17 protein-coding genes are annotated in these 25,783 nt (G+C 66.5%); 11 read left to right on the plus strand and 6 right to left on the minus strand.

The genetic code is table 11. The features are described 5' to 3' along the window. Positions 1-3 precede the first annotated feature (3 nt). Together QQK63_RS04345 and QQK63_RS04350 are read left to right on the plus strand one after the other, a co-directional pair. Positions 4-390: a VOC family protein gene (locus QQK63_RS04345; RefSeq protein WP_277827181.1), complete on the plus strand. Its 387-nt coding sequence runs from the start codon at positions 4-6 to the stop codon at positions 388-390. 95 nt (positions 391-485) lie between these two features. Continuing rightward, positions 486-1,415: a dihydrodipicolinate synthase family protein gene (locus tag QQK63_RS04350; protein WP_277827179.1), complete on the plus strand. Its 930-nt coding sequence runs from the start codon at positions 486-488 to the stop codon at positions 1,413-1,415. 394 nt (positions 1,416-1,809) lie between these two features. Here QQK63_RS04350 and QQK63_RS04355 read toward each other — a convergent pair whose 3' ends face one another. From QQK63_RS04355 to katG, 3 genes are all read right to left on the minus strand, one after another. Next, positions 1,810-2,511 (minus strand): VIT1/CCC1 transporter family protein, encoded by a 702-nt coding sequence (locus tag QQK63_RS04355; RefSeq protein WP_277827177.1) that lies wholly within the window; start codon positions 2,509-2,511, stop codon positions 1,810-1,812. Then, entirely contained in the window at positions 2,508-4,445 is a 1,938-nt protein-coding gene (locus QQK63_RS04360) for a heavy metal translocating P-type ATPase (RefSeq protein WP_377134355.1), read from the minus strand. Before QQK63_RS04360 ends, QQK63_RS04355 begins: the two co-directional genes overlap by 4 nt. 209 nt (positions 4,446-4,654) lie before the next feature. Further along, positions 4,655-6,814 carry a catalase/peroxidase HPI gene (gene katG, locus QQK63_RS04365; RefSeq protein ID WP_277827814.1) on the minus strand — a complete coding sequence of 720 codons (2,160 nt, stop codon included), beginning with the start codon at positions 6,812-6,814 and terminating at the stop codon, positions 4,655-4,657. 150 nt (positions 6,815-6,964) lie between these two features. On the opposite strand from katG, the gene QQK63_RS04370 reads away from it, so the two are divergent. Further along, the gene (locus tag QQK63_RS04370) at positions 6,965-7,882 is read left to right on the plus strand and encodes a hydrogen peroxide-inducible genes activator (RefSeq protein WP_277827173.1); all 918 of its coding nucleotides are present in this window, start codon (positions 6,965-6,967) and stop codon (positions 7,880-7,882) included. Here the strand turns inward: QQK63_RS04370 and cuyB are convergent. After that, the gene (cuyB, locus tag QQK63_RS04375) at positions 7,874-8,566 is read right to left on the minus strand and encodes a cysteate racemase (RefSeq protein WP_277827171.1); all 693 of its coding nucleotides are present in this window, start codon (positions 8,564-8,566) and stop codon (positions 7,874-7,876) included. The two genes, QQK63_RS04370 and cuyB, sit on opposite strands and share 9 nt — an antisense overlap. A 3-nt stretch (positions 8,567-8,569) precedes the next feature. Next, positions 8,570-9,571, minus strand: coding sequence for a D-cysteate sulfo-lyase (gene cuyA / locus QQK63_RS04380; RefSeq protein ID WP_277827169.1), 1,002 nt, complete (start codon positions 9,569-9,571; stop codon positions 8,570-8,572). Between the two features lie 182 nt (positions 9,572-9,753). On the opposite strand from cuyA, the gene QQK63_RS04385 reads away from it, so the two are divergent. Then, positions 9,754-11,286 (plus strand): acyl--CoA ligase, encoded by a 1,533-nt coding sequence (locus QQK63_RS04385; protein ID WP_277827167.1) that lies wholly within the window; start codon positions 9,754-9,756, stop codon positions 11,284-11,286. 93 nt (positions 11,287-11,379) lie between these two features. Beyond that, complete coding sequence (locus tag QQK63_RS04390) at positions 11,380-12,360, plus strand: 2-dehydropantoate 2-reductase (RefSeq protein WP_277827165.1); 981 nt, start codon at positions 11,380-11,382, stop codon at positions 12,358-12,360. A 7-nt stretch (positions 12,361-12,367) separates the two neighbouring features. On the opposite strand, the gene QQK63_RS04395 is transcribed toward QQK63_RS04390, so the two are convergent. Next, on the minus strand, positions 12,368-14,260 hold the full coding sequence (locus QQK63_RS04395) for an amylosucrase (RefSeq protein ID WP_277827163.1): 1,893 nt from the start codon (positions 14,258-14,260) through the stop codon (positions 12,368-12,370). A 156-nt stretch (positions 14,261-14,416) separates the two neighbouring features. On the opposite strand from QQK63_RS04395, the gene QQK63_RS04400 reads away from it, so the two are divergent. The 6 genes from QQK63_RS04400 to malQ are packed head-to-tail and all read left to right on the plus strand — an operon-like array spanning position 14,417 to position 25,739. Further along, a complete protein-coding gene (locus QQK63_RS04400) occupies positions 14,417-16,819 on the plus strand; it encodes a glycogen/starch/alpha-glucan phosphorylase (RefSeq protein WP_284283175.1) in 2,403 nt (800 codons plus the stop codon). A 31-nt stretch (positions 16,820-16,850) separates the two neighbouring features. Next, complete coding sequence (gene glgB, locus QQK63_RS04405) at positions 16,851-19,055, plus strand: 1,4-alpha-glucan branching protein GlgB (RefSeq protein ID WP_277827159.1); 2,205 nt, start codon at positions 16,851-16,853, stop codon at positions 19,053-19,055. A gap of 45 nt (positions 19,056-19,100) precedes the next feature. After that, complete coding sequence (glgC, locus tag QQK63_RS04410; protein ID WP_277827157.1) at positions 19,101-20,366, plus strand: glucose-1-phosphate adenylyltransferase; 1,266 nt, start codon at positions 19,101-19,103, stop codon at positions 20,364-20,366. Further along, positions 20,363-21,799: a glycogen synthase GlgA gene (gene glgA, locus QQK63_RS04415; RefSeq protein ID WP_277827155.1), complete on the plus strand. Its 1,437-nt coding sequence runs from the start codon at positions 20,363-20,365 to the stop codon at positions 21,797-21,799. The genes glgC and glgA overlap by 4 nt, the downstream gene beginning before the upstream one ends. 2 nt (positions 21,800-21,801) lie before the next feature. Beyond that, a complete protein-coding gene (gene glgX, locus QQK63_RS04420) occupies positions 21,802-23,877 on the plus strand; it encodes a glycogen debranching protein GlgX (protein ID WP_277827153.1) in 2,076 nt (691 codons plus the stop codon). Continuing rightward, positions 23,874-25,739, plus strand: coding sequence for a 4-alpha-glucanotransferase (malQ, locus tag QQK63_RS04425; protein WP_277827151.1), 1,866 nt, complete (start codon positions 23,874-23,876; stop codon positions 25,737-25,739). The genes glgX and malQ overlap by 4 nt, the downstream gene beginning before the upstream one ends. Positions 25,740-25,783: the final 44 nt, after the last annotated feature.

A 25,783-nucleotide genomic window follows, 5' to 3' on the forward strand; every position in this document is an offset into this window, starting at 1 on the left:
GCGATGGCCAAGCGCCCCGAGGCGGCCCATGTTCTGGCGATCACGTTCCTGTATTACAAGGACTTGCCGCGCGCCTTTGCCTTTTACCGGGACGTGCTGGGCCTGAAGCTTGCCATCGATCAAGGCGATCTGGCCAAGATCATGGAGATTGCCCCCAACGCCCATGTCGGCCTTGTCGACGAGGCGCGCGGCATGAACAACTGGCAGGCGGAAAAGTGCGTCCAGCTGTGCATCCGGGTCGCAGATGTCGACGGCTGGCACGCCTATCTGGCGGCGCAGGGCGTCGCGGCCTTGTCGAAGATCTTCGTCAACGACACCATCGGAATCCGCGCCTTCGTTTTTCGGGACCCCGAGGGCTACCAGATCGAGATCCAGCAGGCGACCCGTTGAGTCGTCTGCCCCCTGCCTTGGCACCATCGCACCGGCGCGCTAAGCCTTGATCCGCGACACCGCCCGACGACCGACACACCACCCCGGAGAGACCGATGCCCGATAGAAAATTGCTGGATGAAACCGCCTCGGGCGTCTTCACCATCGCGGCGACACCCTTCCTGCCCGATGGCGCGCTCGATCTCGACAGTATCGACAGCATGGTCGATTTCTACGAGGCGCGTGGCGCGACGGGCCTGACGATCCTTGGGATCATGGGCGAAGCGGGCAAGCTTTCAGCCAAGGAAAGCAGCGTCGTGATCGAACGCGTCACCAAGCGGGCAAGCGTCCCCGTGGTGGTCGGCGTCTCGGCCCCAGGGCTGGCGGCGATCAAGGCGATGGCCGACACGGCGATGGACAAGGGGGCGGCTGGCGTCATGGTGGCCCCGCCCGCCACACTTCGGACGGACGACCAGATCATCGGGTATTTCCAGATGGTTTCCGAGATCCTCGGCAAAAGCCCATGGGTCTTGCAGGATTTCCCGCTGGTGACCGAGGTGCAGATGTCGACCCGCGCGATCCGGACCATTTTCGACAGTTGCCGCAATTGCGTGATGCTCAAGCACGAGGATTGGCCGGGGCTCGAAAAGATCTCGACGCTGCGCCGTCAGGAGGCCGAGGGCGCGCGGCGGGTGTCGATCTTGTGCGGGAATGGCGGCATGTTCCTGCTGGAGGAGGTGCTGCGCGGCGCAGATGGCGCGATGACGGGATTTGCCTACCCCGAGATGATGGCCGAGGTCGTGCGCCTGACCAAGGCCGAGGACGAAGGCCGCGCACGCGATATCTTCGACGCCTACCTGCCGCTGATGCGCTATGAAAGCCAGCCGGGCCTCGGCCTTGCGATCCGTAAGCATATTCTGGCCAAGCGGGGCGCCATTGCACATGCCACGGTGCGGCGGCCCGGCACGGTCCTGAGCGCGGACACGCTGGCAGAGATCGAAACGCTGATCGCCCGGCAGGAAACCCGGCTCGCGGCCTTGGGATAGGGGAAAAGGCGCGCACTTGGGGACGGGAAAACGGGACGGGTTGTTCTTCGACAAGTATTGGTTGAGCGGCGGCTCCGTCAGTAGCTACGTCAACCGAGTTTTCTCATCATCGCGCGCCTTCATCCACGTCGCGTCAAAGACTTGCATCCGCTGAACTTGACCTTCTGGGCGTACAACGTCGCGTTGCTGATGCCCTGACCGGCTATCGCGCTGTCCTCCCCGAGGCCGCCGTCGTCGGTCTGCTTGCCAGCGCCGTTGCCCTCGCCTTCAGGCGCGGCAATGCGAAGGTCGCAGACGTTCCCGTCGATTGATATGGATCTTGCCAAGGCCATCAGCGAGATTTTCGGGGTGTCCCATGCGCGAAAGCTGTCTCGTCGCGCGCGGGCCGAATGACCTAGCCGACGGTGACCCCGAACAGCGATCCGACCAGCGCGGTGGCAGCCATGGCGAGGGCGCCCCAGAACGTAACGCGGACGGCGCCACGCAGCACACCCGCGCCGCCCGCCGTCGCCCCAAGTCCCCCGAGAATGGCCAAAGACAGCAGGGTCGCACCAGCCACGACAGGCACGATCTGCGACGGGGGCGCCAGCATGGCGACCAAAAGCGGTATCACGGCACCCAAAGCGAAGGTCATCGCCGAGACAAGGGCCGCCTGGATCGGATGGGCGGTGACCGTCTCGGAGATGCCCAGCTCATCACGGGCGTGGCTGCCGATCGCGTCATGCGCGGTCAATTGAAGGGCGACCTGCTCGGCCAGATCGCGGGTGAGCCCGCGGGTCTCGTAAATCCGGGTCAGTTCTTCCACCTCGGCCTCGGGGGTCTCTGTCAGCTCCTTTCGCTCGCGCGCCAGATCGGCGCGTTCTGCATCGGTCTGCGAACTGACGGAGACATATTCGCCCGCAGCCATCGACATCGCCCCGGCCACCAGCCCGGCAAGGCCCGCGATCAGAACCTCCGGCCGTCCCGCTCCGGTCGCCGCCACACCGACCAAAAGGCTCGAGGTTGAGACGATCCCGTCATTGGCCCCAAGCACTGCCGCGCGGAGCCAGCCGATGCGATGGACCATGTGGATTTCGGAATGGGACAGGCGGCTCATGCTTTGGCTCCTTCGGGGCGGGGATGCGGTGCAGCGAGGCCGTCGGGCGAAATGCGCAGGGCGCGCAGCGCGTTCAGGATGACGGCCACATCGATCGCTTCTTGCAAAAGCGCACCTTGAACCGGCGTCAGATAGCCGAAGGCGGCTGCGATCATACCCAGAACCGACAGGCTGATGCCTGCGGCTACGCTTTCGAGGGCGATCCTGCGCGACCGCCGGGCGATCTCGATCCCCGGCGCGATGCGGTCCACGCGATCCACCAGCAACACGACATCCGCAGCCTCGGCGCTGGCGGCGGCCCCGCGTGCGCCCATCGCGACACCGACATCAGCTGCGGCCAGCGCCGGGGCGTCATTGACGCCGTCGCCCACCATCATCACCGGGCCATTCTTGTGTTCGCTCAGGACAAGCTGGACCTTTTCTTCTGGCGTCAGCCCGGCCCGGATGCCGTCGAGGCCCAGACCCTGCGTCACCCGTTGCGCCACCTCGGCCCGGTCTCCGGTGGCCAGCAGAATGCGCGCGACGCCCTGTCGGCGCAGGGCTTGCAGCATCGCGGGCGCCCCCTCGCGCAGGGGATCGGACATCACCAGATGCCCCGCCAAGCGCCCATCGACGGCGACCGCGACCATCAAGGATCCCGCGGCCAATTCGGGATTGCCGCCCGACACCCGGCCTACCCGCGCCGCGACGAAGCCGTCGCCGCCCACGATCACCGAACGCCCATCGATGACGCCGATAACCCCCTCGCCGGGGACTTCGGTCACATCCTCCGGGATCGGCAGGATCAGCCCGCGCGCCTTGGCGGCGGCCACGATGGCCTGTGCCACGGGGTGTTTCGACGCTTGGTCCAGCGCTGCGGCGTGGCGCAATAGGTCTTCGGCGTCCATCCAATCGTGACTGTCGATGCGCACGATCCGTGGTCGCCCGTCCGTCAAGGTGCCGGTCTTGTCGAGGATCAGGGTGCGGATGCGCGCCATGGCCTCCAGCGGTTTGGCCCCCTTCACCAGCACCCCGAAATGCGCGGCGCGCGACAGCCCCGCCACCAGCGCCACCGGGACGGCGAGGATGAGGGGGCAAGGTGTGGCCACGACCAGCACGGCGACAGCGCGGATCGGATCGCCGGTTAGCCCCCATGCGGCAAAGGCGATAGCAAGAGTGACAGCCAAAAAGCCCAGCGACCAGCGGTCGGCAAGCCGGGCCATCGGCGCTTTTGACGCCTGCGCCGCCTCGACCAGCCGGACGATACCGGCATAGGTGCTGTCCCGCGCCTCGCGCAGGGCCTCGAGGTCGAAGGCGTCCCCCGCATTGGTCGACCCGCTCATGGCCTCGGCCCCGCGCTCCAGCCGAACGGGCAGGGATTCCCCCGTGAGCGCCGATGTATCCACAAAGGCTGTGGCCGAGGCGATCCGTCCGTCCACCGGCACCACGTCACCCTGCCGGATCAGAAGCCGGTCGCCGGTGGCGATGTCGTCCAGCTGCACCTCTTCCAAGCCACCGTTGCGGTGGCGCGTCGCGGTGCGTGGAACACGGGAGAGAAGATCGCGCATCTCGCGACGCGCGCGGCCTTCGGCAAAGCTTTCCAGAAAGGTGCCGCCCGAATACATGACGGCGACGACCGCCGCGGCCAGCGTTTCGCCGAAAGTCAGGGCCGCCGACATCGAGAGGGCGGCAACGATGTCGAGCCCGACTTCGCCGCGCGCGAGGCTGCGGATGATTTCGACCACCAGAGACGCCAGCACGGGCAGGACGCCTGCAAACCAGACTGCTTGGGCGAGGTCCGCGCGCCCGCTGACGTGCAGACCAAGGCCGGTGACCAGGCCCACGAGGCCGATTGTCAAAAGCAGTGTCTTGAAGCGGTCTGTTCGAGCGTGATCCACAGGGGGGCATTCTCCACCGGCTGAGGCGTTTGGCCTCGTCTTGTGCTGGACTAGCATGCCTCCGCCCGTGCCATGCACAACACATGTAGCATGGTGCACCGAAAAACGGGCGGCAAGCGGACGGGATTGTGGATGAGATCGCGCGCCGCAGCCCTGTCCGCCCACCCAAACCACCCAAAACAAAACGGCCCGGAGGTTCCCCGGGCCGTTTCGCCTTCGCGTTTCCATGCCGGGCCCTTGCGGCCCCGGCTTCCTGTTGGCTGCGCTCAGAACATGTCGTTGTGCATGACCTTGGCCCATGCAGCGACGAAATCGGTCACGAACTTCTCGGCCGCATCGTCCTGTGCATAGACCTCGGCATAGGCGCGCAGGATCGAATTGGAGCCGAAGACGAGATCGACGCGGGTCGCCGTCCACTTGGTCGCCCCCGTCTTGCGGTCCACGATCTCGTAGAGGTTCGAGGCCTTGGGCACCCACTTGTAGGACATGTCCGTCAGATTGACGAAGAAGTCGGTGGTCAGCGCACCTTCGCGGTCGGTGAAGACGCCGTGCTTGGCACCGCCGTAATTGGCGCCAATGACCCGCATGCCGCCCATCAGAACGGTCATTTCCGGCCCGCTCAGACCCAGAAGCTGGGTGCGGTCCAGCATCAGTTCTTCGGCGGCAACCTCGTAATCGCGCTTCATCCAGTTGCGGTAGCCATCCGCCAGCGGCTCGAGCCACGCGAAGCTGTCGGCATCCGTCATCTCGTCGGTGGCATCGCCCCGGCCGGCCTTGAAGGGCACGGTGACGTCAAAGCCCGCGGCCTTGGCTGCCTGTTCGACACCGACATTGCCCGCAAGGACGATCACATCGGCGACCGAGGCGCCGGCCTCGGACGCGATGGGTTCCAGCACCGACAGGACCCGGGCCAGACGCTCGGGCTCGTTGCCTTCCCAATCCTTCTGGGGGGCAAGCCGGATGCGCGCGCCATTGGCCCCACCACGCAGGTCGGACTGGCGGAAGGTCCGCGCGCTGTCCCATGCGGTGGCGACCATGTCCGCGGCGGAGAGGCCCGAGGCCGCGATCTTGGCCTTGACGGCAGCGACATCGTAGGAGGTCGAGCCTGCCGGGACCGGATCTTGCCAGATCAGATCTTCCTGCGGGGATTCGGGCCCGATGTAGCGGCCGCGCGGCCCCAGATCGCGGTGGGTCAGCTTGAACCATGCGCGAGCGAAGGTGTCGGCGAAATACTCCGGATCGGCCATGAATTTCTGGCAGATCGCGTTGTAGGCCGGGTCGAGCTTCATCGCCATGTCGGCGTCCGTCATCATCGGCATGACGCGCTTGGTCGGATCGGTGGGATCGACCGGCATGTCCTCTTCGCGGATGTTGATCGGGCGATACTGCCATGCGCCGGCGGGCGATTTGGTCAGTTCCCAGTCGTAGCCGAACAAGAGCTTGAAATAGCCCATGTCCCACTTGGTCGGATGGGTCGTCCACGCGCCTTCGATGCCGGAAGTGATGGCGTTGGTGGCCTTGCCGTCAAGGTTGGCGTTCATCCAGCCAAAGCCCTGGTTCTCGATGCCGGCTGCTTCGGGTTCCGCGCCCAAAGCGCCCGCATCGCCATTGCCATGCGCCTTGCCGACGGTGTGGCCGCCGCAGGTCAGCGCCGCGGTTTCCTCGTCGTTCATCGCCATCCGGGCAAAAGTCACGCGGACCTGCTCAGCGGTGTTGAGCGGGTTCGGCTGGCCGTTCACGCCCTCGGGGTTGACGTAGATCAGGCCCATGTGGACGGCGGCCAAGGGGTTGGCCAGCGTGTCGGGCTTCATGATGTCTTCGTAGCGCTGCGCGGCATCGCCGACGAATTCCTGTTCGGAACCCCAGTAGACGTCCTTTTCCGGGTGCCAGATGTCTTCGCGGCCGAAGGAGAAGCCGTAGGTCTTCAGACCCATGGATTCATATGCCACGTTGCCCGCGAGCAGGATCAGGTCGGCCCAGCTGAGCTTGTTGCCGTATTTCTTCTTGACCGGCCACAAAAGGCGCCGGGCCTTGTCGAGGTTGCCGTTATCCGGCCAGGAGTTCAGGGGGGCGAAACGGATGTTGCCCGCGCCGCCGCCGCCACGCCCGTCCATCAGGCGGTAGGAACCGGCGGAATGCCATGCGAGGCGGATCATCAGGCCGCCGTAATGGCCCCAATCTGCCGGCCACCAATCCTGGCTGTCGGTCATCAGCGCGGTGACATCGGCCTTGACCGCATCGAAATCGAGCGTCTTGACCGCCTCGCGGTAGTCGAAGCCCTGCAGCGGGTTCGACTTCGTGTCATGCTGGTGCAGGATGTCGAGGTTCAGCGTCTTGGGCCACCAATCGGTCACACCCGCCGCGGGCGTCGTCATCGAGCCATGCATCACCGGGCATTTGCCCATGGCCTTGTCATCACCGTCCATCATCATCTGTCTCCCATGCAAGCTGCGTAAGGTGGATCGCGTGTCCACGGGTCCCGGCAGCCGCCGATTCCCGCCTGTCTGGAATCGTTCTAGCAAGATTATGGCATCAGGATAAGTTGTATTTCCTGATTGTCATGATAAGTTCATCTTATGAAGAACATCACCCTCAAGCAGCTGCGCTATGTCGAGGCATTGGCCCGTCACGGCCACTTCGGACAAGCGGCCGAGGTGTGCGCCGTCACCCAGCCCGCGCTGTCGATGCAGATCAAGGAGCTGGAAGCGTCGTTGGGCGCGCGGCTGTTCGAACGGGGCGCGCGGCAGGTGCGGCTGACCGGCTTGGGCGAGGAATTCGTGACGCGAGCGCGCGATATTCTTCGGGCGGTCGACGAATTGGCCGATGTGGCGCGCACACGCCGCGACGGACCGGGTGGACGGCTCAGGTTGGGGGTGATCCCGACCATCGCGCCCTACCTGTTGCCGCGCCTGATCCGTGACCTTGCGGCGCGCTATCCTGGCGTCGACCTGCAGGTGCGCGAAACGCAGACAGAGCGGCTGATCGCGGAACTGATCGAGGGGCGGCTTGATACCGCGGTGGTGGCGCTGCCGGTGTCCGAGCCGTCGCTCGACGAGGTGGCCCTGTTTTCCGAAGGCTTCGTGCTGGTCCGCCCCGAGACGGAAGCGGGTCGCCCGGTGCCCTCGCCCGAGGCGCTTCCGGACATGCAATTGCTGCTGCTGGAAGAGGGGCATTGTTTCCGCGACCAAGCGCTCGAGGTCTGCGGATTGCGCGGCGGCGCGCGGCGGGCGGGTTTCGACGGCTCGTCGCTCTCGACCTTGGTGCAGATGGTGGGGGCGGGCATCGGCGTGACGCTGATCCCCGAGATGGCGGTCGCGGTCGAAACCCGTGGCGCGCCGGTCGCCATCCAACGCTTCGAGGGCGCGCGCCCCGCGCGCACGGTCGGGATGATCTGGCGACGGACGAGCCCGCTGGCGGGTGACCTGCGCGAACTGGCAGAGGTCGTGCGCCAATCGGCCGAGGCGATGTATGCGGGGGCCGCAACCTCAGGCTGAGGCATGGGCGAAGCCCACGATCTCCTCCACCAGCACATCCAACGTATCGAGTGCCATGACGCCCGGCGCGACGGCGTCGGGGATGAGGGAAAATTCGGTGCAGGCGATGAGCTGGACCGACGCGCCCCGGGCCAAAAGCGCCTCGGAGGCCCGGCGAAGCGTGGCGCGCGCGGCGGCATCGGGGCCATGGGCCTTGATCGCGCGGATGGCCGACAAAAGCGCCGCGCCATCTTGGGGATGGAGAACCTCCAGGCCTTCGTCGGCCAGCACACGGTCGAAAAGTCCCACCTGGGCAACGGCGGGCGACGCCAAAAGGCCAACGCGCCCCCCCTGCCCCGCGATACCTCGCGCGCGGCGGGCGGAGGCAGCGACCATGTCGAGAAAGGGGATCGTGACGGCGGCGCGGATCTCGTCCGCGTAGTGATGGGCGGTGTTGCAAGGCATGGCCAACGCCCCTGCCCCGGCTGCCTCCAACCGCCGCGCCATGGCGACCAGAACCGGGACCGGGTCCGCACCCGTGCCCTCGATCAGCCGGGCGATGCGGCTGGGAACTTGGCTGTTCTGGTCCACGAGAAGCGGCACATGGTCGGCATCATCCGTAGCGGGCACGGCGGCGATGACCTTGTGCATCAGGAGGACGGTCGCCTCCGGCCCCATGCCGCCAAGAATGCCGATGGTCCGCATGGATCAGCCCCGCGCCAGTGCGCCCTTGTAGGCGAACAGGCCCACGGAGCCGCCGGTATGCAGGAAGACGACCCTTTCGCCCGGTTTGAAGCGGCCCTTGCGGCACCAGTCGATCAGCCCCGCCGCGCCCTTTCCGGAATAGACCGGGTCGAGCAAGATCCCCTCAAGCTCCGCGAAAAGGCGGATCGCCTCCAGCGTATCTTCGCGCGGCAGGCCGTAGCCCGCGCCGACGTAATTGGTGTCGGCTACGACATCGTCGCGTTTCACGACGCCCGGGCAGCCGAGTTTCTCAGCGGTCTTGCAGGCGAGGTCATAGACCATCTGTTCCTGCTTTTCCTGCGGCGCGCGCGTGCCGATGCCCAGAACCGGGATGCCCGCGTTGAGCGCGCACATACCCGCAACCAGGCCCGCCTGCGTGCCCGATGACCCGGTGGCCGTCACAAGCCGGTCGATCACAAGCCCGCGGTCATTGACCTGACCCAAAAGCTCGAACGCGCAATTGACGTAGCCCAGCGCGCCCGTGGGGTTCGATCCGCCGCCCGGAATCACATAGACTTTCTTTCCCTTGGCGCGTTCGGCCTCGGCTGCCCGCTCCATCGCGGCCGGCATGTCGGTGCCGCCGGGATGAACCTCGGTGGTGGCGCCGTGCAGGTGGTCGAGCAGCACATTGCCGTTCTGGGTATAATCGGGATCCTGATAGCCGGTCCGATCTTCCAGAAGAACGTGGCAGCCCATGCCCAGTTTCGCGGCGAAAGCGGCCGTCTGTCGGGCGTGGTTCGATTGCGTGGCACCTTGGGTCATGACCATGTCGGCACCCTGGGCCATCGCCTCGGCCATCAGGAATTCGAGCTTGCGGGTCTTGTTCCCGCCCGTCGACATGCCGGTGCAATCATCGCGCTTGATCCAGATCTCGGGGCCGCCCAAAGCCTCGGACAGGCGGTCCATCCGCTCCAACGGCGTCGGCAGATGGGCGAGATGGACACGTGGAAATCGGGCGAGATGCATGGCGCTGGCTCCTGTCGGGACGTCTCGCGCCAAAGTCATGCATGCTTTGTCAGCAATTGACAATCGGGCCGCGAAAAAGCACAGCGCGCGCCATCGCAAGCGCCCGCTCTCGCCCTTGCGGCTTGCAGAACTATATGCGCCCTGTCGGCGCAGGAGACGCGGACACCATCGGAGGGGACAAAATGACGGATACTTTGGCCGCGCTGATCGGCGCACAGGCGGCGGATGCGCCCGCGATCGGCGCACCGGGGCGCGACTGGTTGAGCTTCGGCGGCCTGACGGCACAGGCGGCGCGCGTGGCGCGCGAGCTGCACGCCGCGGGCGTGGGGCGCGGCGACCGGGTCGCCATCGTGCTGCCGAACGGGCCGGAAATGGCCGTGGCCTTCGTCACCGTCGCAGGCGTGGCCACCACTTGCCCATTGAACCCCGCCTACAAGGAAGACGAATTCGCCTTCTACCTCGACGACCTGAAGGCCAAGGCCATCATCCTGGCCGAGGGGGAAAGCGGCCCGGCCCATGCGGCGGCCAAGGGTCTCGGCCTCGCGATCATCCGCCTGTCCTTCGATCCGTCCGAACCTGCCGGTACCTTCGGTCTTGCCGCCGAAACCAGCGCGGGCAGCGCGGATACCGCGGCGCCGGGAGCCGATGACGTTGCGCTCATCCTGCACACGTCCGGCACGACCTCGCGGCCCAAGATCGTGCCGCTGCTGCAATCCAATGTCGCGGCCTCGGCGCGCCATATCGGGGCCTCGCTGGCACTGACGCCTGCCGACCGCTGCCTGAACGTGATGCCCCTGTTCCACATCCACGGGCTGATCGCGGCCGTCTCCTCGAGCCTTGCCGCAGGCGCTTCGGTCTGGTGCGCACCCGGGTTCGACGCGATGAAGTTCTTCGGCTGGATGGAGGAGGCGCGACCCACCTGGTACACCGCCGTTCCGACGATGCACCAGACGATCCTCGCCCGCGCGTCGCGAAACGCGGAGACGATCAAGAACGTGCCCTTGCGTTTCCTGCGGTCCTCCTCGGCCTCGCTGCCGGGGCCGGTGATGGAACAGCTTGCCGCCACCTTCAACGCGCCGGTGATCGAGGGCTACGGGATGACCGAGGCCGCGCACCAGATGGCCTCGAACCCCCTGCCGCCGCGCGCGCAAAAACCCGGATCGGTGGGCGTCGAGGCCGGGCCGCTGGTGCGGATCGCGCATGAGATCGAGAACCGGCTGGTCGAGGGCGTGGGCGAGATCGTGATCTCGGGGCCGAACGTGACGCCGGGTTACGAGGGCAACCCCGAAGCCAACGCCAAGAGCTTTTTCGAGGCCGAAGGTCGCCGCTGGTTCCGCACCGGCGATCAGGGCCAGTTCGACGACGAGGGCTACCTGTCGCTGACCGGGCGCCTGAAGGAGATCATCAACCGGGGCGGCGAAAAGGTCTCGCCGCTGGAGGTCGATGGTGTCCTTTCGGCCCACCCGGCGGTGGCGCAGGTCGTGACCTTTGCCATCCCGCACCCCAAGCTCGGCGAGGAAGTGGGCGCTGCCGTGGTCCTGAAGGAAGGGGCCGAGGCGACCGAGGCGCAGATCCGCGAGTTCGCGGGCGAGCGGCTCGCGGGCTTCAAGGTGCCGCGCAAGGTGGTGATCCTGTCCGAGATCCCGAAAGGGGCGACCGGCAAGCTGCAGCGGATCGGTCTAGCCGAGAAGCTCGGGTTGGTCGCCGAGGCGTGAGGCGGTGAGGTTTGGGGGCTCTGCCCCCAAGCCCCCGGAGTTTTTTGCCAAGATGAGGAAGGGGCCGGGTGCATCGCCCCGGTGAGGGACAGCATGAAGATCTGCATTTTCGGCGCGGGCGCCATCGGCGGCTACATGGGGGCGAAACTGGCGGAAGCGGGGGCCGAGGTGAGCCTTGTCGCGCGCGGGCCCCATCTGGCGGCGATGAAAGAGAAGGGTCTGACCCTGATCGAGGAGGGCGAGACCAAGACATTCGCTGTCAACGCCTCGGACGATCCGGCGGCGCTCGGGCATCAGGATTACGTCATCGTCACGCTCAAGGCGCATTCGGTGCCACCGGTGGTGGGCAAGATGGCGCCGCTGATCGGGCCGGAGACGACGATCGTGTCGGGCGTGAACGGCGTGCCATGGTGGTATTTCCACAAGGTCGGCGGCCCGCTTGAAGGGACGCGGCTGGCCACGGTCGATCCCAGCGATGCGCAGTGGAACGGGTTCGGGCCCGACCGGGTGTTGGGCTGCGTGGTTTACCCTGCTGCCGAAGTCATTGAGCCCGGCGTGGTCAAGCATATCGAGGGCAACCGGTTCAGCTTGGGCGAGCCCGACGGGTCGAAATCGGAGCGCGCGACGCGCCTGTCGGAGGCTTTGGGCAAGGCGGGGCTGAAGGCGCCCGTGCGCCCGCGCCTGCGCGACGAGATCTGGGTGAAGCTCTGGGGCAACCTGTCCTTCAACCCGATCTCTGCGCTGACCCATGCGACGCTCGACGTGCTGTGCACCGATCCGGGCACACGGGGCGTGGCGCGCGGCATGATGCTGGAGGCGCAGGAGATCGCGGAAAAGCTGGGCGTGAAATTCCCCATCGACGTCGACCGCCGGATCGATGGCGGCGCGGCCGTGGGGGCGCACCGCACCTCCATGCTGCAAGATCTCGATGCCGGTCGTCCGATGGAGATCGACGCGCTGCTGGGCTCCGTTCAGGAATTGGGACGCGTGACGGAAACCCCCACGCCCACCATCGACACGGTGCTGGCACTGGTGACGCTGCGCGCCCGGGTCGCGGGGCTTTACGGGTCCTGAGCGGCGCCTAGCGCATCCAGACCCGCGCGTAGGGCGGCAACGGCAGGCGGCCGTTGCCGTCGCCCACAGGTGCGCCAGACAGCACATCGAAAAAGCCCGTCACGCCATGATGTTCCGCCCAGTCGCGGGGCACGAAGCGCCATTCCTCGGAAAAGTTGAAGAGGCAGAGCAACGGCCCCGTCGGCGCACGGCGTGCGAAGGCGAAAAGGCTGCGATGCCCGGTGTCTAGGATCTCGGTCGGGTTGCGGGCATGGATCTCGGGGGTGGCCGCGCGGCGGGCCATGATATGGCCGATACCGGTAAAAAGGCGGCCCGGAACGGAGCCGGGATCGGCGCGGGCCTCGGCAACGCGGCCCCAATCCATCACCGGCCGGTGCAGCCAGCGGCTGTCGTGGGCATGCTCGGGGATGTCCGTGTAGCTGTAATCGTTCAGCATCCCCAGCTCGTCACCCATATAGAGAAGCGGGATGCCGCCATAGCTCGCGATCAGGGCATGGCCCATCAAGACGCGGTCGATGGCCCGGTCGAGCGCCACGGGATCGCCCGCCGCAAGCGCGCGTTCGATCCCCGCCAGCGAGGCGCAGGTGCCGCTGATGCGCTTGTCGCCGGTTTCCGGGTCGTGCTGAAACAATTCCCCTTTCGAGAAGCTGCCGGGAAATACGCCTTCGTAGAAATCCGACAGGAAGGCGCGGTGGAGCGGGCCGGACAGGCCCACGGCGGCGGCATCCTCATCCGTCACGGCCCAGCCGATATCGTCATGGCAGCGCAGGTAATTGGCATAGGTCGCGTTGTTCAGGACGGGTGGGAAATGGGTGGCCATGACATGGCTCATCATCCGCGTGTCGCGGGCGGCCAAGGCCGACCAGATCTGAACCATGAGGGAATTGTGATAGGCGAGGTTGCCCTCCTTGCCGTCATGTTCGCCCCGGCCAAGGTAGGGCAACATCTCGGCCGGGCCGACGATGGCCTCCTCCAGATGGATGACGGCGGGGCAGACGATGCGGGTGACCGCGCGGAGCGCCTGAAGGATCATGTGGCATTCGGGCTCGGATTGGCAGCGCGTGCCCAGCCGCTTCCACAAGAAGGCAACCGCATCGAGGCGCAGCACCTCCACGCCCCGGTTGGCGAGAAACAGCATGATCTCGGCCATCTCGAGGAAGACGCGGGGGTTGGCCCAGTTCAGGTCCCATTGATGTTCGTTGAACGAGGTCCAGACCCAGCGTTTCATGTCGGGCTGGTAGAGGAAATTGCCCGGCGCATGGGCCGGAAAGACCTCGTGCGCGGTCTTGTCGAATTCCTTCGGCAGGGTGTCGTCGGGAAAGGTCAGGTAATAGTCGAGGTAATCGGGATCGCCCGCGCGCGCCCTTTGCGCCCAGTCGTGTTCGCGAGCGGTGTGGTTGAGCACAAGATCGATGCAGGTGCTGATGCCGCGGGCGCGCGCGGCGGCCAGCGTTTCCTCGAAATCCGCCATGCTGCCCAAGGCGGGATTGATCGCGCGGTAATCCTGCACCGAATAGCCGCCGTCGCTGTCGCCGGGGCGGGGTTTGAGGCAGGGCATCAGATGCATGTAGGTGACGCCCAGATCGGCCAGGTAATCCAGCCTGTCGCGCACGCCTTTGAGGTCGGTGGCGAAGCGGTCGATGTAGAAAACATAGCCGACCATGCCCGGCCGCTGGAACCAGTCGGGTTCCAGATCGCGCGCGAGATCGAGCCGTTTGAGCGGCGCAGGGCGCGCATCCCATGCGGTGCGCATCGCGGCCTCTAGGTCCGCGCGGAAACGCGCATAGGCGGGATGCTGGCCATAAAGCCGGTCGAGCATGGGCCAAAGGTCCTCGGCGCTGCGCTGAAGGCGCATGTCGAAGATGTCGGCATCGGTGACGGATTCGCGCGGTTTGGTCATGGCGGTCAGCAAAATCCCGCCCCAAGCCGCGATGCAAGGCCCTTGACGCCTGCCGGGCGGCGGCAGACACAGGGTGTGACGAAATTTCTCAAAGCGCTTTCAATTCCATGTTGAGAGCGTTAGTTAGCGCTAACGATTGCGCCAGATCGAGGCAGGATGATGACCTATCAGGAGACCGGGGCAAAGCCGGGCATGCAGGATGCGATCCTTCGGCACCTGACCTACACGATCGGCAAGGATGCCAGCCATGCCACGCTGCATGACTGGCGGATGGCACTGTCCTTTGCCGTGCGCGACAGGATCGTGGACAGCTGGTTCTCCTCCACCCGCGCGGCCTACGAGGCCGGGGCGAAACGGGTCTATTACATGTCGATGGAGTTCCTGATCGGGCGGCTTCTGGGCGATGCACTGGTGAACCTGCGCGCCGATGCCGAGGCCAGGGCCGCGATCGAGGCGCTGGGCCTCGATTTCGACACGGTGCTGCATGACGAACCGGATGCGGCGCTTGGCAACGGGGGCTTGGGGCGCCTTGCGGCCTGTTTTCTCGAATCGCTGTCGACATTGGCCTGCCCCGCCATGGGCTATGGCATCCGATATGAGCACGGGCTGTTCCGCCAGCGCTTCGAGGAGGGACGCCAGATCGAAGAGCCCGAGACATGGTTGCAGCAGCGCCACGCCTGGGAATTCGAGCGGCCCGAGGCTCTGTATCCGGTCGGCTTCGGCGGCCATGTCGCCGAGCGCGAGGGCCACATGGTCTGGACCCCCGACGAGGCGGTTCTGGCCGAGGCCTATGACACGCCGGTCGTGGGCTGGCAGGCGCGCTGGACCAACACGCTGCGCCTATGGGGCGCCCGGGCGGTCGATCCACTGGACCTGCAGCGCTTCAACCATGGCGATTACGTCGGCGCCGCCGCGCCCGAAATGCTGGCCCGCTCGATCAGCCGGGTGCTTTACCCGGACGACACCACGCCCGCGGGCAAGGAATTGCGCCTGAAACAGGAGTATTTCTTTACCGCCGCCAGCCTGCACGACATCCTGCGCCGGTTCGACAGCGAACATGGCGACATCCGCGCCTTGGCCGACAAGGTGGCGATCCAGCTCAACGACACGCATCCCGCCATCGCGGGGCCTGAACTTGTGCGTCTCCTGCATGACGAGCGCGGCCTGCCCTTCGACGAGGCGGTGGACCTCGCGCGGCGCACGCTGAACTACACCAACCACACGCTCTTGCCCGAGGCGCTGGAGAAATGGCCGGTCGACCTGATGGGGCGCCTCTTGCCGCGCCACATGATGCTGATCGAACGGATCGACGCCGATCATGCGGCGCGCCATCCGGACCGTCCCGTGCCCATCGTCGCAGATGGCGAGGTGAACATGGGCACGCTCAGTTTCGTGATGGCGAACCGGGTCAATGGCGTGTCTGCGCTGCATACCGAACTGGTGAAGGAAACGGTCTTTGCCGATCTGCACGCGCTTCACCCGTCGCGGATCGTGAACCAGACCAACGGCGTGACGCCGCGCCGCTGGCTGCACGCGTGCAACCCGCGCCTGTCACAGATCATCACCGACGCCATCGGCGAGGGTTGGGTCGGCGACCTCGAACAGCTCTCGCGGCTCGAAGCGCATCTGGGGGACGCCGGGCTGCAAGAGGCGATCACGGGGGCCAAACGCGCCAACAAGGTCGACCTGTCCAACTGGATCAAGGACACCCATGGCGTCAGCCTCGACCCCGATGCGATGTTCGATGTCCAGATCAAGCGCATCCATGAATACAAGCGCCAGCACCTCAACATCCTCGAGGCGGTGGCACTGTGGCAGGCGATCCGGGCCAATCCGGGCGCGGGCTGGACGCCGCGGGTCAAGATCTTCGGGGGCAAGGCCGCACCGGGCTATGTCTTTGCCAAGAAGATCATCCACCTGATCAACGACGTGGCCCGCGTCCTGAACGCCGACCCGGTGACGAGCCCCTATCTCAAGGTCGTGTTCCTGCCCAATTACAACGTGACGCTCGCCGAGCGGCTTATCCCGGCCTCCGACCTGTCGGAACAGATCTCCACCGCGGGCAAGGAGGCGTCGGGCACCGGCAACATGAAATTCGCGCTGAACGGCGCGCTGACGGTGGGCACGCTCGATGGTGCGAATGTCGAGATCCGCGATCACGTCGGGCCCGAGAATTTCTTTCTCTTCGGCATGACCGCGCCCGAGGTTGTCGCCCGCCGCGCTGTCGATGGCCACGCCGCGCAGGCCATCGCCGCCGATCCCCGCCTTGCCGCCGCGCTTGAGGCGATCGAACAAGGCGCGTTTTCCAGCGACGATCCGGGCCGGTTCCATGACATCACCGGCAACCTGCGGGGGCCCGATTATTTCCTCGTCTGTTCGGATTTCAGCGATTACTGGCGCGCCCAGCGCGCGGTGGATGCGGCCTATCGCGACGCGGCCCAATGGACGCGGATGGCAGCGCTCAACACCGCGCGGTCGGGCTGGTTTTCGTCGGATCGCACGATCCGGGGCTACATGTCCGATATCTGGGGCGCACGATCCGTCGGGCCGGGTGCTTGACCTCTGATGGGGCTCCTGTAGCGTCTTGGACATGTCGACCGGACCCGACAGCGCCCTGACCGCTCACCTGCCCGACCGGGTGGCGGATGCAATCCGGGCAGGCACTCATGCCGATTGCTTCGCTGTTCTGGGCGCGCATGTGCTGGACGGGCAGCGCTGGATCCTCGCCTTCGATCCGGGCGCGGTGGCGATGTCGGCACGCATCGGCGACACGTCCGTGGAACTGGCATCGGTGTCGGGCGGCGGCGGCCTTTTTGCCGGGATCGCGCCAAACGATGGTCCCTACATCCTGCACGGCACCGGCCCCGATGGCGCGGTCTGGGACATGGAAGACCCCTACCGCTTTGCCCCCATTCTGGGCGAAATCGATGAATACCTGATCGGCGAAGGCACGCATCATGCGCTTTGGCGGGTGCTGGGCGCGCATGTGCGCGACCACCAAGGCGTCAGGGGCACCCATTTCGCGCTTTGGGCGCCGAATGCCCGGCGCGTCGCCGTGGTGGGTGATTTCAACGGTTGGGACGCGCGGCGGCATGTGCTCCGGCCACGCGGCGCGACCGGCGTGTGGGAAATCTTCCTGCCCGGCATAGGCGAAGGCGCAGCCTACAAATTCGCAATCCTTGGGCCGGATGGCGCGGCCCTGCCGCTCAAGGCCGACCCCGTGGGCTTCGGCTCGCAACACCCGCCCGAAAATGCCTCGGTCGTGCGCGATATCGCGGGCTATGGCTGGCACGATGGCGGATGGATGGCGGAACGCGCAGCCGCCCATGTCCGGACCGCGCCGATCTCGATCTACGAGGTGCATCTGGGATCGTGGCGGCGCAAAGCGCAGAACCGCCGGATCAGATACAAGGAAGCCGCCGAAGAACTCGTGGCCTATGCGACCGAGATGGGCTTCACCCATCTGGAACTTTTGCCGATCAGCGAATACCCCTTCGACGGCTCATGGGGCTATCAGCCCGTGGGGCTGTACGCGCCCACCGTCCGGCACGGTCCCCCGCATGAATTCCGCGACTTGGTCGATGCGGCGCATCAGGCGGGGCTGGGCGTGATCCTCGACTGGGTGCCGGGGCATTTCCCGACCGACGCCCACGGCCTTGCCCGCTTCGACGGAACGGCGCTCTATGAACATGCCGATCCCAAGGAAGGGTTCCACAGGGATTGGAACACGCTGATCTTCAACTACGGGCGGCGCGAGGTGAAAAACTACCTCATCGCCAATGCGCTCTATTGGCTCGAGGAATACCACCTCGACGGGCTCCGCGTCGATGCCGTGGCCTCGATGCTCTACCGCGATTATTCCCGCGATCCGGGGCAATGGGTGCCCAACAAGGACGGCGGCAACGAGAATTACGAGGCGATCGATTTCCTGCGCGCGATGAATGTCGCAGCCTATGGCGCGCATCCCGGCATCATGACGGTGGCCGAGGAAAGCACGTCCTTCCCCAAGGTCTCGGCCCCGGTCCATGACGGCGGGCTTGGCTTTGGGTTCAAGTGGAACATGGGCTGGATGAACGACACGCTCCGCTACATGGCCGAGGACCCGGTGAACCGGAAATATCACCACGACAAGGTGACCTTCGGCCTGCATTACGCCTTTTCCGAGAATTTCGTCCTGCCGATCAGCCATGACGAGGTCGTCCACGGCAAGGGCAGCATGTACACCCGCATGCCCGGCGATCACGCGACCAAACTTTCCAATCTGCGCGCTTATTACGGCTTTATGTGGGGCCATCCCGGCAAGAAGCTTTTGTTCATGGGGCAGGAATTCGGGCAGCAGACCGAATGGAACCATGACGCGGAGATCGGCTGGCACCATCTGGACGATCCGGGGCACAAGGGCCTGCAGCGGCTGGTGCGCGACCTCAACACCTTCTATCGCGCAACGCCCGCGATGCATGTGAAGGATGCGGATGGCGACGGGTTCGAATGGCTGATCGGCGGCGATGCCGACCAATCCGTCATCGCCTGGGTGCGGCGCGGCGATGCGGCCGACAAGCCAGTCGTGATGCTCACGAATTTCACCCCCGTCGAACGCCCCGGCTACCGCATCGGCCTGCCCCATGCGGGCGGATGGCGCGAGGCGCTGAACACCGACGCGGCACTTTATGGCGGCGGCAACCGGGGCAACATGGGCCGGATCGCGGCAGAGGCGGCGCCAAGCCACGGCCAACCGGCCAGCGCGGGCGTCTACCTGCCACCGCTGTCTACGCTGTTCCTGATACCGGACGATTGAAACAGCGCCGCGGGAGGGTGGCGCATCAAAGGGAGGACGACACCAATGGCTGGACCATCCCAAAGGCTCGTGGCGCGATCCATGGCTTTCGTTCTGGCAGGTGGGCGCGGCAGCCGCCTGATGCAGTTGACCGACAGGCGCGCGAAACCGGCGGTCTATTTTGGCGGCAAGACGCGGATCATCGATTTCGCGCTGTCCAACGCACTCAATTCCGGCATCCGCAAGATGGCCATCGCCACGCAATACAAGGCGCATTCGCTGATCCGCCATTGCCAGCGCGGCTGGAACTTCTTCCGGGCCGAGCGCAACGAATACCTCGACATCCTGCCCGCGTCGCAACGCGTGGACGAGGTGCATTGGTATCAGGGCACGGCCGATGCGGTGTTCCAGAACATCGACATCATCGACAGTTATGACGTGGATTACGTCGTCATCCTTGCGGGCGACCATATCTACAAGATGGATTACGAGGTGATGCTGCGCCAACACGTCGACACGGGCGCGGATGTCACCATCGGCTGCCTGACCGTGCCGCGGTCCGAGGCGTCTGCCTTCGGCGTCATGGCCATCGACGGCAATGACAGGATCACGTCCTTCCTTGAAAAGCCCAAGGATCCGCCCGGAACACCGGACAATCCCGACATCACGCTGGCCTCGATGGGCATCTATGTCTTCAGCTGGCCCTTCCTGCGCGATCTTCTGGCCCGCGATGCCGACGACCCCAATTCCAGCCGCGATTTCGGCGGCGACCTGATCCCGCAGATCGTGGCGGGCGGCAAGGCCATGGCGCACCGGTTCGAAGCGTCGTGCGTCCGCACCTCGCCCGAGGCCCCCGCCTATTGGCGCGACGTGGGCACGGTCGACGCCTATTGGAAGGCCAACATCGACCTGACGAGCTTCACACCCGAGCTTGACCTGTGGGACACCAACTGGCCGATCTGGACCTATTCGGAAAGCGTGCCGCCGGCCAAGTTCATCCATGACGAGGCCGACCGAAGGGGCAGCGCGATTTCCTCGATGGTGTCGGGCGGCTGCATCATCTCGGGGACCGAGGTGCGGGAATCGCTCCTGTTCACCCGCGTCTATACGAATTCCTACTCGCAACTCCTGCGCGCGGTCGTGCTGCCCGATGTGGTCGTGGAACGCCACGCGCGGCTCAAGAACGTGGTGATCGACCGGGGCGTCGTGATCCCGCGCGGGCTTGTCGTGGGCGAGGACCCCGAGGAAGACGCCAAGTGGTTCCATGTCACGACAGGTGGCGTGACACTGATCACCCAGGCGATGCTGGACGAGAGGGCAGCCGCATTATGACCACGGCACCGGGCCAACCTGCGACGATCAAGGTGCTCTCCGTCACCTCGGAATGCGCGCCGCTGGTCAAGACCGGGGGGTTGGCGGATGTGGCGGGCGCCCTGCCCGCCGCGCTGGCCCCGCTGGGGGTCGAGATGCGGACGCTTTTGCCCGGCTATCCCGGCGTCTTGGCGGCGATCCCCAAGGGTAAGGTGGTGCTGGAGGATGCCGATCTCTTCGGCGGTCCGGCGCGGGTCATCGCTGCCGGTGCGGCGGGCCTTGATCTTCTGGTGCTGGATGCGCCGCATCTCTTCGCGCGTGACGGCGGGCCCTATGTCGACAGCGCCGGGCGGGACTGGCCGGACAACCCCGAACGCTTCGCCGCCCTGTCGTGGATCGGGGCGCAGATCGCAGGCGGTGCCATGGCGGGCTGGCGGCCCGACATCTTGCACGGCCATGATTGGCAGGCGGGGCTTGCGCCTTGGTATCTGCGCGCGCGCCATCCGGCGGCGGGCGTCGGCAGCGTCATGACGATCCACAACATCGCCTTTCAGGGCAAGGCGGGCGTGGACAGATTGGCCGCCTTGCGGCTCGCGCCCGGGGACATGACACAGGATGGCGTCGAATTCTGGGGCGATATCAGCGCGCTCAAGGCCGGCCTTGTCGCCGCGGACCGGATCACCACGGTCAGCCCGACCTATGCGGGCGAATTGCTGACCCCCGATTTCGGGATGGGAATGGACGGCCTGCTTCGGGCGCGCTCGGGCGTCTTGTCGGGCATCCTGAACGGGGTCGATCTTGCGGCATGGACGCCGACCTACAAGACGCCGGCGGGAAAGACGCGCCACAAGGCAAGGCTCCGCCGCGAAATGGGTCTGCCCGAAAGCGACGGGCCGCTTTGCGTCGTCGTCTCGCGGCTGACGCATCAAAAGGGGCTGGACCTGCTCATCGACGCCCTGCCGCGCCTGATCGACCGGGGCGGACAGCTGGCGCTTCTGGGCTCCGGTGAAAAGGATCTGGAACAGGCCTTCCTGCGCGCCGCCGACCACCCTCAGGTCGCGGTGCGGCTGGGCTATGACGAGGGACTGGCACGGCTCCTGATCGAAGGCGGCGACGCGATCCTCGTCCCCTCCCGGTTCGAGCCTTGCGGCCTGACGCAGATGTATGGCCTGCGCTTCGGCACCCTGCCTCTGGTTGCCTATACCGGGGGTCTCGTGGATACGGTGATCGACGCGACACCTGCGGGCCTGCGCGCCAGGGCGGCCACGGGGATGCAGTTCCACCCGGTCACGGCAGAGGCGCTGTCGCGCGCGCTTGACCGTCTGTGCGATCTTTACGCCCGGCCCGATCTGTGGCTGTCGATGCAACGAAACGCCATGCGCCACCCTGTCGGCTGGGACCAGTCGGCAGCAGATTACCTGGCGCTTTACCGGGGCCTGAGCCGTCAGGATTGACCATGCCGAACAGGATGACCGCAGGCCGCCCCGCGCCCTTGGGGGCAACACCCGATGCCCTTGGCGTCAATTTCGCGGTCTTTTCCGCCCATGCCACGCGGATGGTCCTGTGCCTGTTTTCCGAAGACGGGCAGGAGGTCGCGCGCCTCGACCTGCCCGAACGTGACGGCGATGTCTGGCACGGCCATGTCGCCGGCCTGCGTCCGGGGCAGTTGTACGGCTACCGCGCCCATGGCCCCTATGCGCCGCAGGACGGCCACAGGTTCAACCCCAACAAGCTTCTGGTCGATCCCTACGCGCGCGCGCTCACCGGCCACCCGGTCTGGCACGATGCGCTCTATGGATACGACCCGGCCAAGGGACCGGACAGTTTCTCGACATTGGACAGCGCGCCCTACATGCCGCGCGCGATCGTCGTGGACCCGAGCTTCGACTGGGGCGGCGACCGCCCGCCCGAGACCGCGACCGAGGACAGCGTGATCTACGAGGCGCATGTGAAGGGCCTGACCCGGCTGCACCCGGCAGCCGCCCCACCCGGCAAATTCGCGGCCCTCGCCTCCGCCCCGATGTTGGCGCACCTGACGGGGCTGGGCGTGACGGCGGTGGAGCTTTTGCCGATCCATGCCTTCGTCGATGACAAGTTCCTGCACGACAAGGGGCTGACGAATTACTGGGGCTACCAGAGCCTCGGGTTTTTCGCCCCCGATCCGCGCTACCAGACCGGCGGCGGCATCGCGGAATTTCAGGCGATGGTCGCGCGCCTGCACGAGGCGGGGATCGAGGTGATCCTCGACGTGGTCTACAATCACACCTGCGAAGGCGACGAGATGGGGCCGACCCTGTCCTTCCGGGGCCTCGACAATCTCAGCTACTACCGCCTCGCGCCGGACCGGCGGCATTACATCAACGATACGGGCACCGGGAACACGGTGAACGTGGATCATCCGATGGTGCTTCGGATGATCATGGATTCCTTGCGCTACTGGGTAGAGGTCGGTCATGTCGACGGGTTCCGCTTCGATCTTTGCGCCACATTGGGGCGCACGCCTGCGGGCTTCGATCCGGGGGCCAGCTTTTTCGACGCGATAAGGCAGGACCCTGTGCTCACCCGCGTCAAGTTGATCGCCGAACCTTGGGACATCGGGCCGGGGGGCTACCAACTCGGGGCCTTTCCGCCGCCCTTCCTCGAATGGAACGACCGGTTCCGCGATACCGTCCGCCAGTTCTGGCGCGGCGATGCGGGGCTGGTGCCGCGGCTTGCCGACCGGATCACCGGATCGGCGCGGCAGTTCGACCATTCCGGGCGGCCCGCCACGGCCTCGGTCAACCTGCTGACCGCGCATGACGGCTTCACGCTTGCCGATGTGGTCAGCTATGCCGAACGCCACAACGAGGCCAATGGCGAAGGCAACCGCGACGGCCATTCCGCCAACTGGTCCGACAACATGGGCGTCGAGGGGCCGACCGCCGATCCCGCCATCATTGCCGCCCGCGCTCGTCGGCAGCGCAACATGCTGGCGACCCTGATGCTGGCGCAGGGCACGCCCATGCTGCTTGCGGGCGACGAGATCGGCAATTCGCAATCGGGCAACAACAACGCCTATGCGCAGGACAACGAGATCGGCTGGGTCGATTGGACCGCCCCCGACGACGACCTGCGCGCCTTCACCGCCGCTCTTATCGCCTTTCGCCGGGCGCAGCCGATCTTGCGCCAGAAGCGGTTCTTGCATGCCCGCGAACGGGCGGTGGACGGCCTGCCCGACCTGTTCTGGTGGCGCGAAGACGGGCAGGAGATGACGGAGGCCGATTGGCAGGACCCAAGCCGCCGCCTGCTGTGCGTGGAAAAGCGCACGGCGGCCGGCACGCCGCGCTATGCCGCCTCTGACGCGGCGGTGTTTTTGGTGTTCAACGGCGGCGGCCCGGCCGAGGTGCGCCTGCCCCCCGCCCGTGCGGGCTGGCATTGGGTGGTCCGGATCGACACCGTAACCGGGACCGGCGCGGTGAGCCGCCCGGTATCGGACAGCCTGACCTGCGCGGCCGACACCGTTCTGGCCTGCGTGCTCGAGCCCATGACATGACCGACGCCATCGCGGCACTGGCCGATGCCATGGGCATCTTGCCTCGCTACACCGACCAGATGGGCGGCACGCGGACGACCGAGCGCGACACGGCGCTGGCCCTACTGGCCGCGATGGGCGTGGAGGTCACGACCGAGGCGGAGGCAGAAGACCGGCTTGCCGCGCATCGCGACACCGAGGCACGGCGCCGCCTGCCCCGTTTCCTGATCCTGACGCCCAACGCCACGACCCGCCTGCCCGCCGATCCTGGCGATTGGGGCGTGACGCTCGAGGACGGCGCGCAGATCGAGGGGCGTGGGCGCGACCTGCCCCCCCTGCCCCTTGGCCGCCATGTCCTGCGCGCGGGCGGGATGGAAACGACGCTCCTGACCGCCCCCGCCAGCCTGCCGCTGCCGCCGCGCGGTTGGGGCGTGACCGCACCGCTCTGGGGCCTGCGCCCACCTGAATGCGCAGGCTTCGGCGATTACCACGATCTGCGGGAAACCGGCCTGTCGCTTGCGCGCGCGGGCGCGGGGTTTCTGGGGATCAACCCGATCCACGCGGGCTTTCCGACCGAACCCGCATGGTTCAGCCCCTATTCGCCCAGCCACCGGCGGCGACTGAACCCGCTGCACATCGGCACTGGCGCGGGCCTGTCCACCGGAGCCTTGGTAGACTACGCCGCCGAAATCCCCGCCAAGCGCCGCGCCCTGCGCGCTGCCTATGACGCCTTCACCGGCGATGCGGACTTCGACACTTTCTGCGCGGAGGAAGGCGCGGCGCTCACCCTCTTCGCCACCCATCAGGCCCTGTCCGAGCATCATGGCGCGCTCTGGACGGACTGGCCCGCGCATCTTCAGGATCCCGCAACTGCGACCGGCGCGGTGCCCACCGACGCGATCCGCTATCACCAATGGCTGCAATGGATGGCCCATCGCCAATTGACCGATGCGCAGGCGGCCCTGATCGCGGCGGGGATGCGGCACGGGCTTTATCTTGATCTGGCCGTCGGCACCCATCCCGCCGGGGCCGAGACCTGGGCCGACCGGCACTGGTTCGCGCAAGGTGTCTCGCTCGGCGCGCCACCCGATCCCTTCGCCCCCGATGGCCAGCGCTGGAGCCTTGCGCCCTTGAACCCCGAGGCGCTGATCGCAGGACATTTCGCCCTTCTCGCCGATACGCTGCGCCAGCAGATGCGCTATTCCCGGCTGATCCGGATCGACCACATCCTCGGTTTCGACCGCGCCTTCTGGGTGCCCGACCAACCCGGCCTGCCCGGGGCCTATGTGGCGATGCCCCGCGCGGCCATGCTCGCCGTGATCTTGATCGAAGCCGCCCGCGCAGGTGCGACCGTGATTGGCGAGGATCTGGGCAATATCCCCGACGGGTTGCAGGGGGCACTGGCCGAAGCGGGTATCCTCGGCTGTCGCCTGATGCAGTTCGAGCGGGACACGCCCCCCGAAACCTACCCCGCGCCCACGCTTGCGGCCTTCGGCACGCATGACCTGCCGACCCATGCCGGTTGGGCGGATGGTGCCGATATCCGGGCGCGCCATGCCATCGGCCGGATCGGGGACGAGACCCTGACCCGTGGCCTTGCCGCCCGCGCGGACGAGGCGCGCGCCCATGCCGCCATGACAGGCGGGGAGGATGCGTCGTCCATGCACCGCGCGCTGGCCCGCGCCGGGTCCGCTCTGGTCGCCGTTCAGGCCGAGGATGTGCTGGAGATGGCCCAGCAGACCAACCTGCCCGGCACCATCGACGAATACCCCAACTGGCGGCGAAAACTGCCCGTGGCAGGTGCCGACCTTGGCGATGATCCGCGCCTCCGGGCCATCGCCGGGGTGATGCGTGATGCGGGGCGCGCGCCGACCGGGGCTTGACCCCGGCGCAAATCTTGGGACGATCTGGCCCATCAGGGAAAAGA

Source organism: Roseicyclus marinus (assembly GCF_030163795.1).
Lineage (GTDB): Bacteria > Pseudomonadota > Alphaproteobacteria > Rhodobacterales > Rhodobacteraceae > Roseicyclus > Roseicyclus marinus.

What these genes read in the sequence shown, in the direction of transcription:
- QQK63_RS04345 (WP_277827181.1), top strand. Translation starts at nt 4, where the DNA reads ATGGCCAAGCGCCCCGAGGCGGCCCATGTTCTGGCGATCACGTTCCTG.
- QQK63_RS04350 (WP_277827179.1), top strand. Translation starts at nt 486, where the DNA reads ATGCCCGATAGAAAATTGCTGGATGAAACCGCCTCGGGCGTCTTCACC.
- QQK63_RS04355 (WP_277827177.1), bottom strand. Translation starts at nt 2,511, where the DNA reads ATGAGCCGCCTGTCCCATTCCGAAATCCACATGGTCCATCGCATCGGC.
- QQK63_RS04360 (WP_377134355.1), bottom strand. Translation starts at nt 4,445, where the DNA reads ATGCTAGTCCAGCACAAGACGAGGCCAAACGCCTCAGCCGGTGGAGAA.
- katG (WP_277827814.1), bottom strand. Translation starts at nt 6,814, where the DNA reads ATGGACGGTGATGACAAGGCCATGGGCAAATGCCCGGTGATGCATGGC.
- QQK63_RS04370 (WP_277827173.1), top strand. Translation starts at nt 6,965, where the DNA reads ATGAAGAACATCACCCTCAAGCAGCTGCGCTATGTCGAGGCATTGGCC.
- cuyB (WP_277827171.1), bottom strand. Translation starts at nt 8,566, where the DNA reads ATGCGGACCATCGGCATTCTTGGCGGCATGGGGCCGGAGGCGACCGTC.
- cuyA (WP_277827169.1), bottom strand. Translation starts at nt 9,571, where the DNA reads ATGCATCTCGCCCGATTTCCACGTGTCCATCTCGCCCATCTGCCGACG.
- QQK63_RS04385 (WP_277827167.1), top strand. Translation starts at nt 9,754, where the DNA reads ATGACGGATACTTTGGCCGCGCTGATCGGCGCACAGGCGGCGGATGCG.
- QQK63_RS04390 (WP_277827165.1), top strand. Translation starts at nt 11,380, where the DNA reads ATGAAGATCTGCATTTTCGGCGCGGGCGCCATCGGCGGCTACATGGGG.
- QQK63_RS04395 (WP_277827163.1), bottom strand. Translation starts at nt 14,260, where the DNA reads ATGACCAAACCGCGCGAATCCGTCACCGATGCCGACATCTTCGACATG.
- QQK63_RS04400 (WP_284283175.1), top strand. Translation starts at nt 14,417, where the DNA reads ATGATGACCTATCAGGAGACCGGGGCAAAGCCGGGCATGCAGGATGCG.
- glgB (WP_277827159.1), top strand. Translation starts at nt 16,851, where the DNA reads ATGTCGACCGGACCCGACAGCGCCCTGACCGCTCACCTGCCCGACCGG.
- glgC (WP_277827157.1), top strand. Translation starts at nt 19,101, where the DNA reads ATGGCTGGACCATCCCAAAGGCTCGTGGCGCGATCCATGGCTTTCGTT.
- glgA (WP_277827155.1), top strand. Translation starts at nt 20,363, where the DNA reads ATGACCACGGCACCGGGCCAACCTGCGACGATCAAGGTGCTCTCCGTC.
- glgX (WP_277827153.1), top strand. Translation starts at nt 21,802, where the DNA reads ATGCCGAACAGGATGACCGCAGGCCGCCCCGCGCCCTTGGGGGCAACA.
- malQ (WP_277827151.1), top strand. Translation starts at nt 23,874, where the DNA reads ATGACCGACGCCATCGCGGCACTGGCCGATGCCATGGGCATCTTGCCT.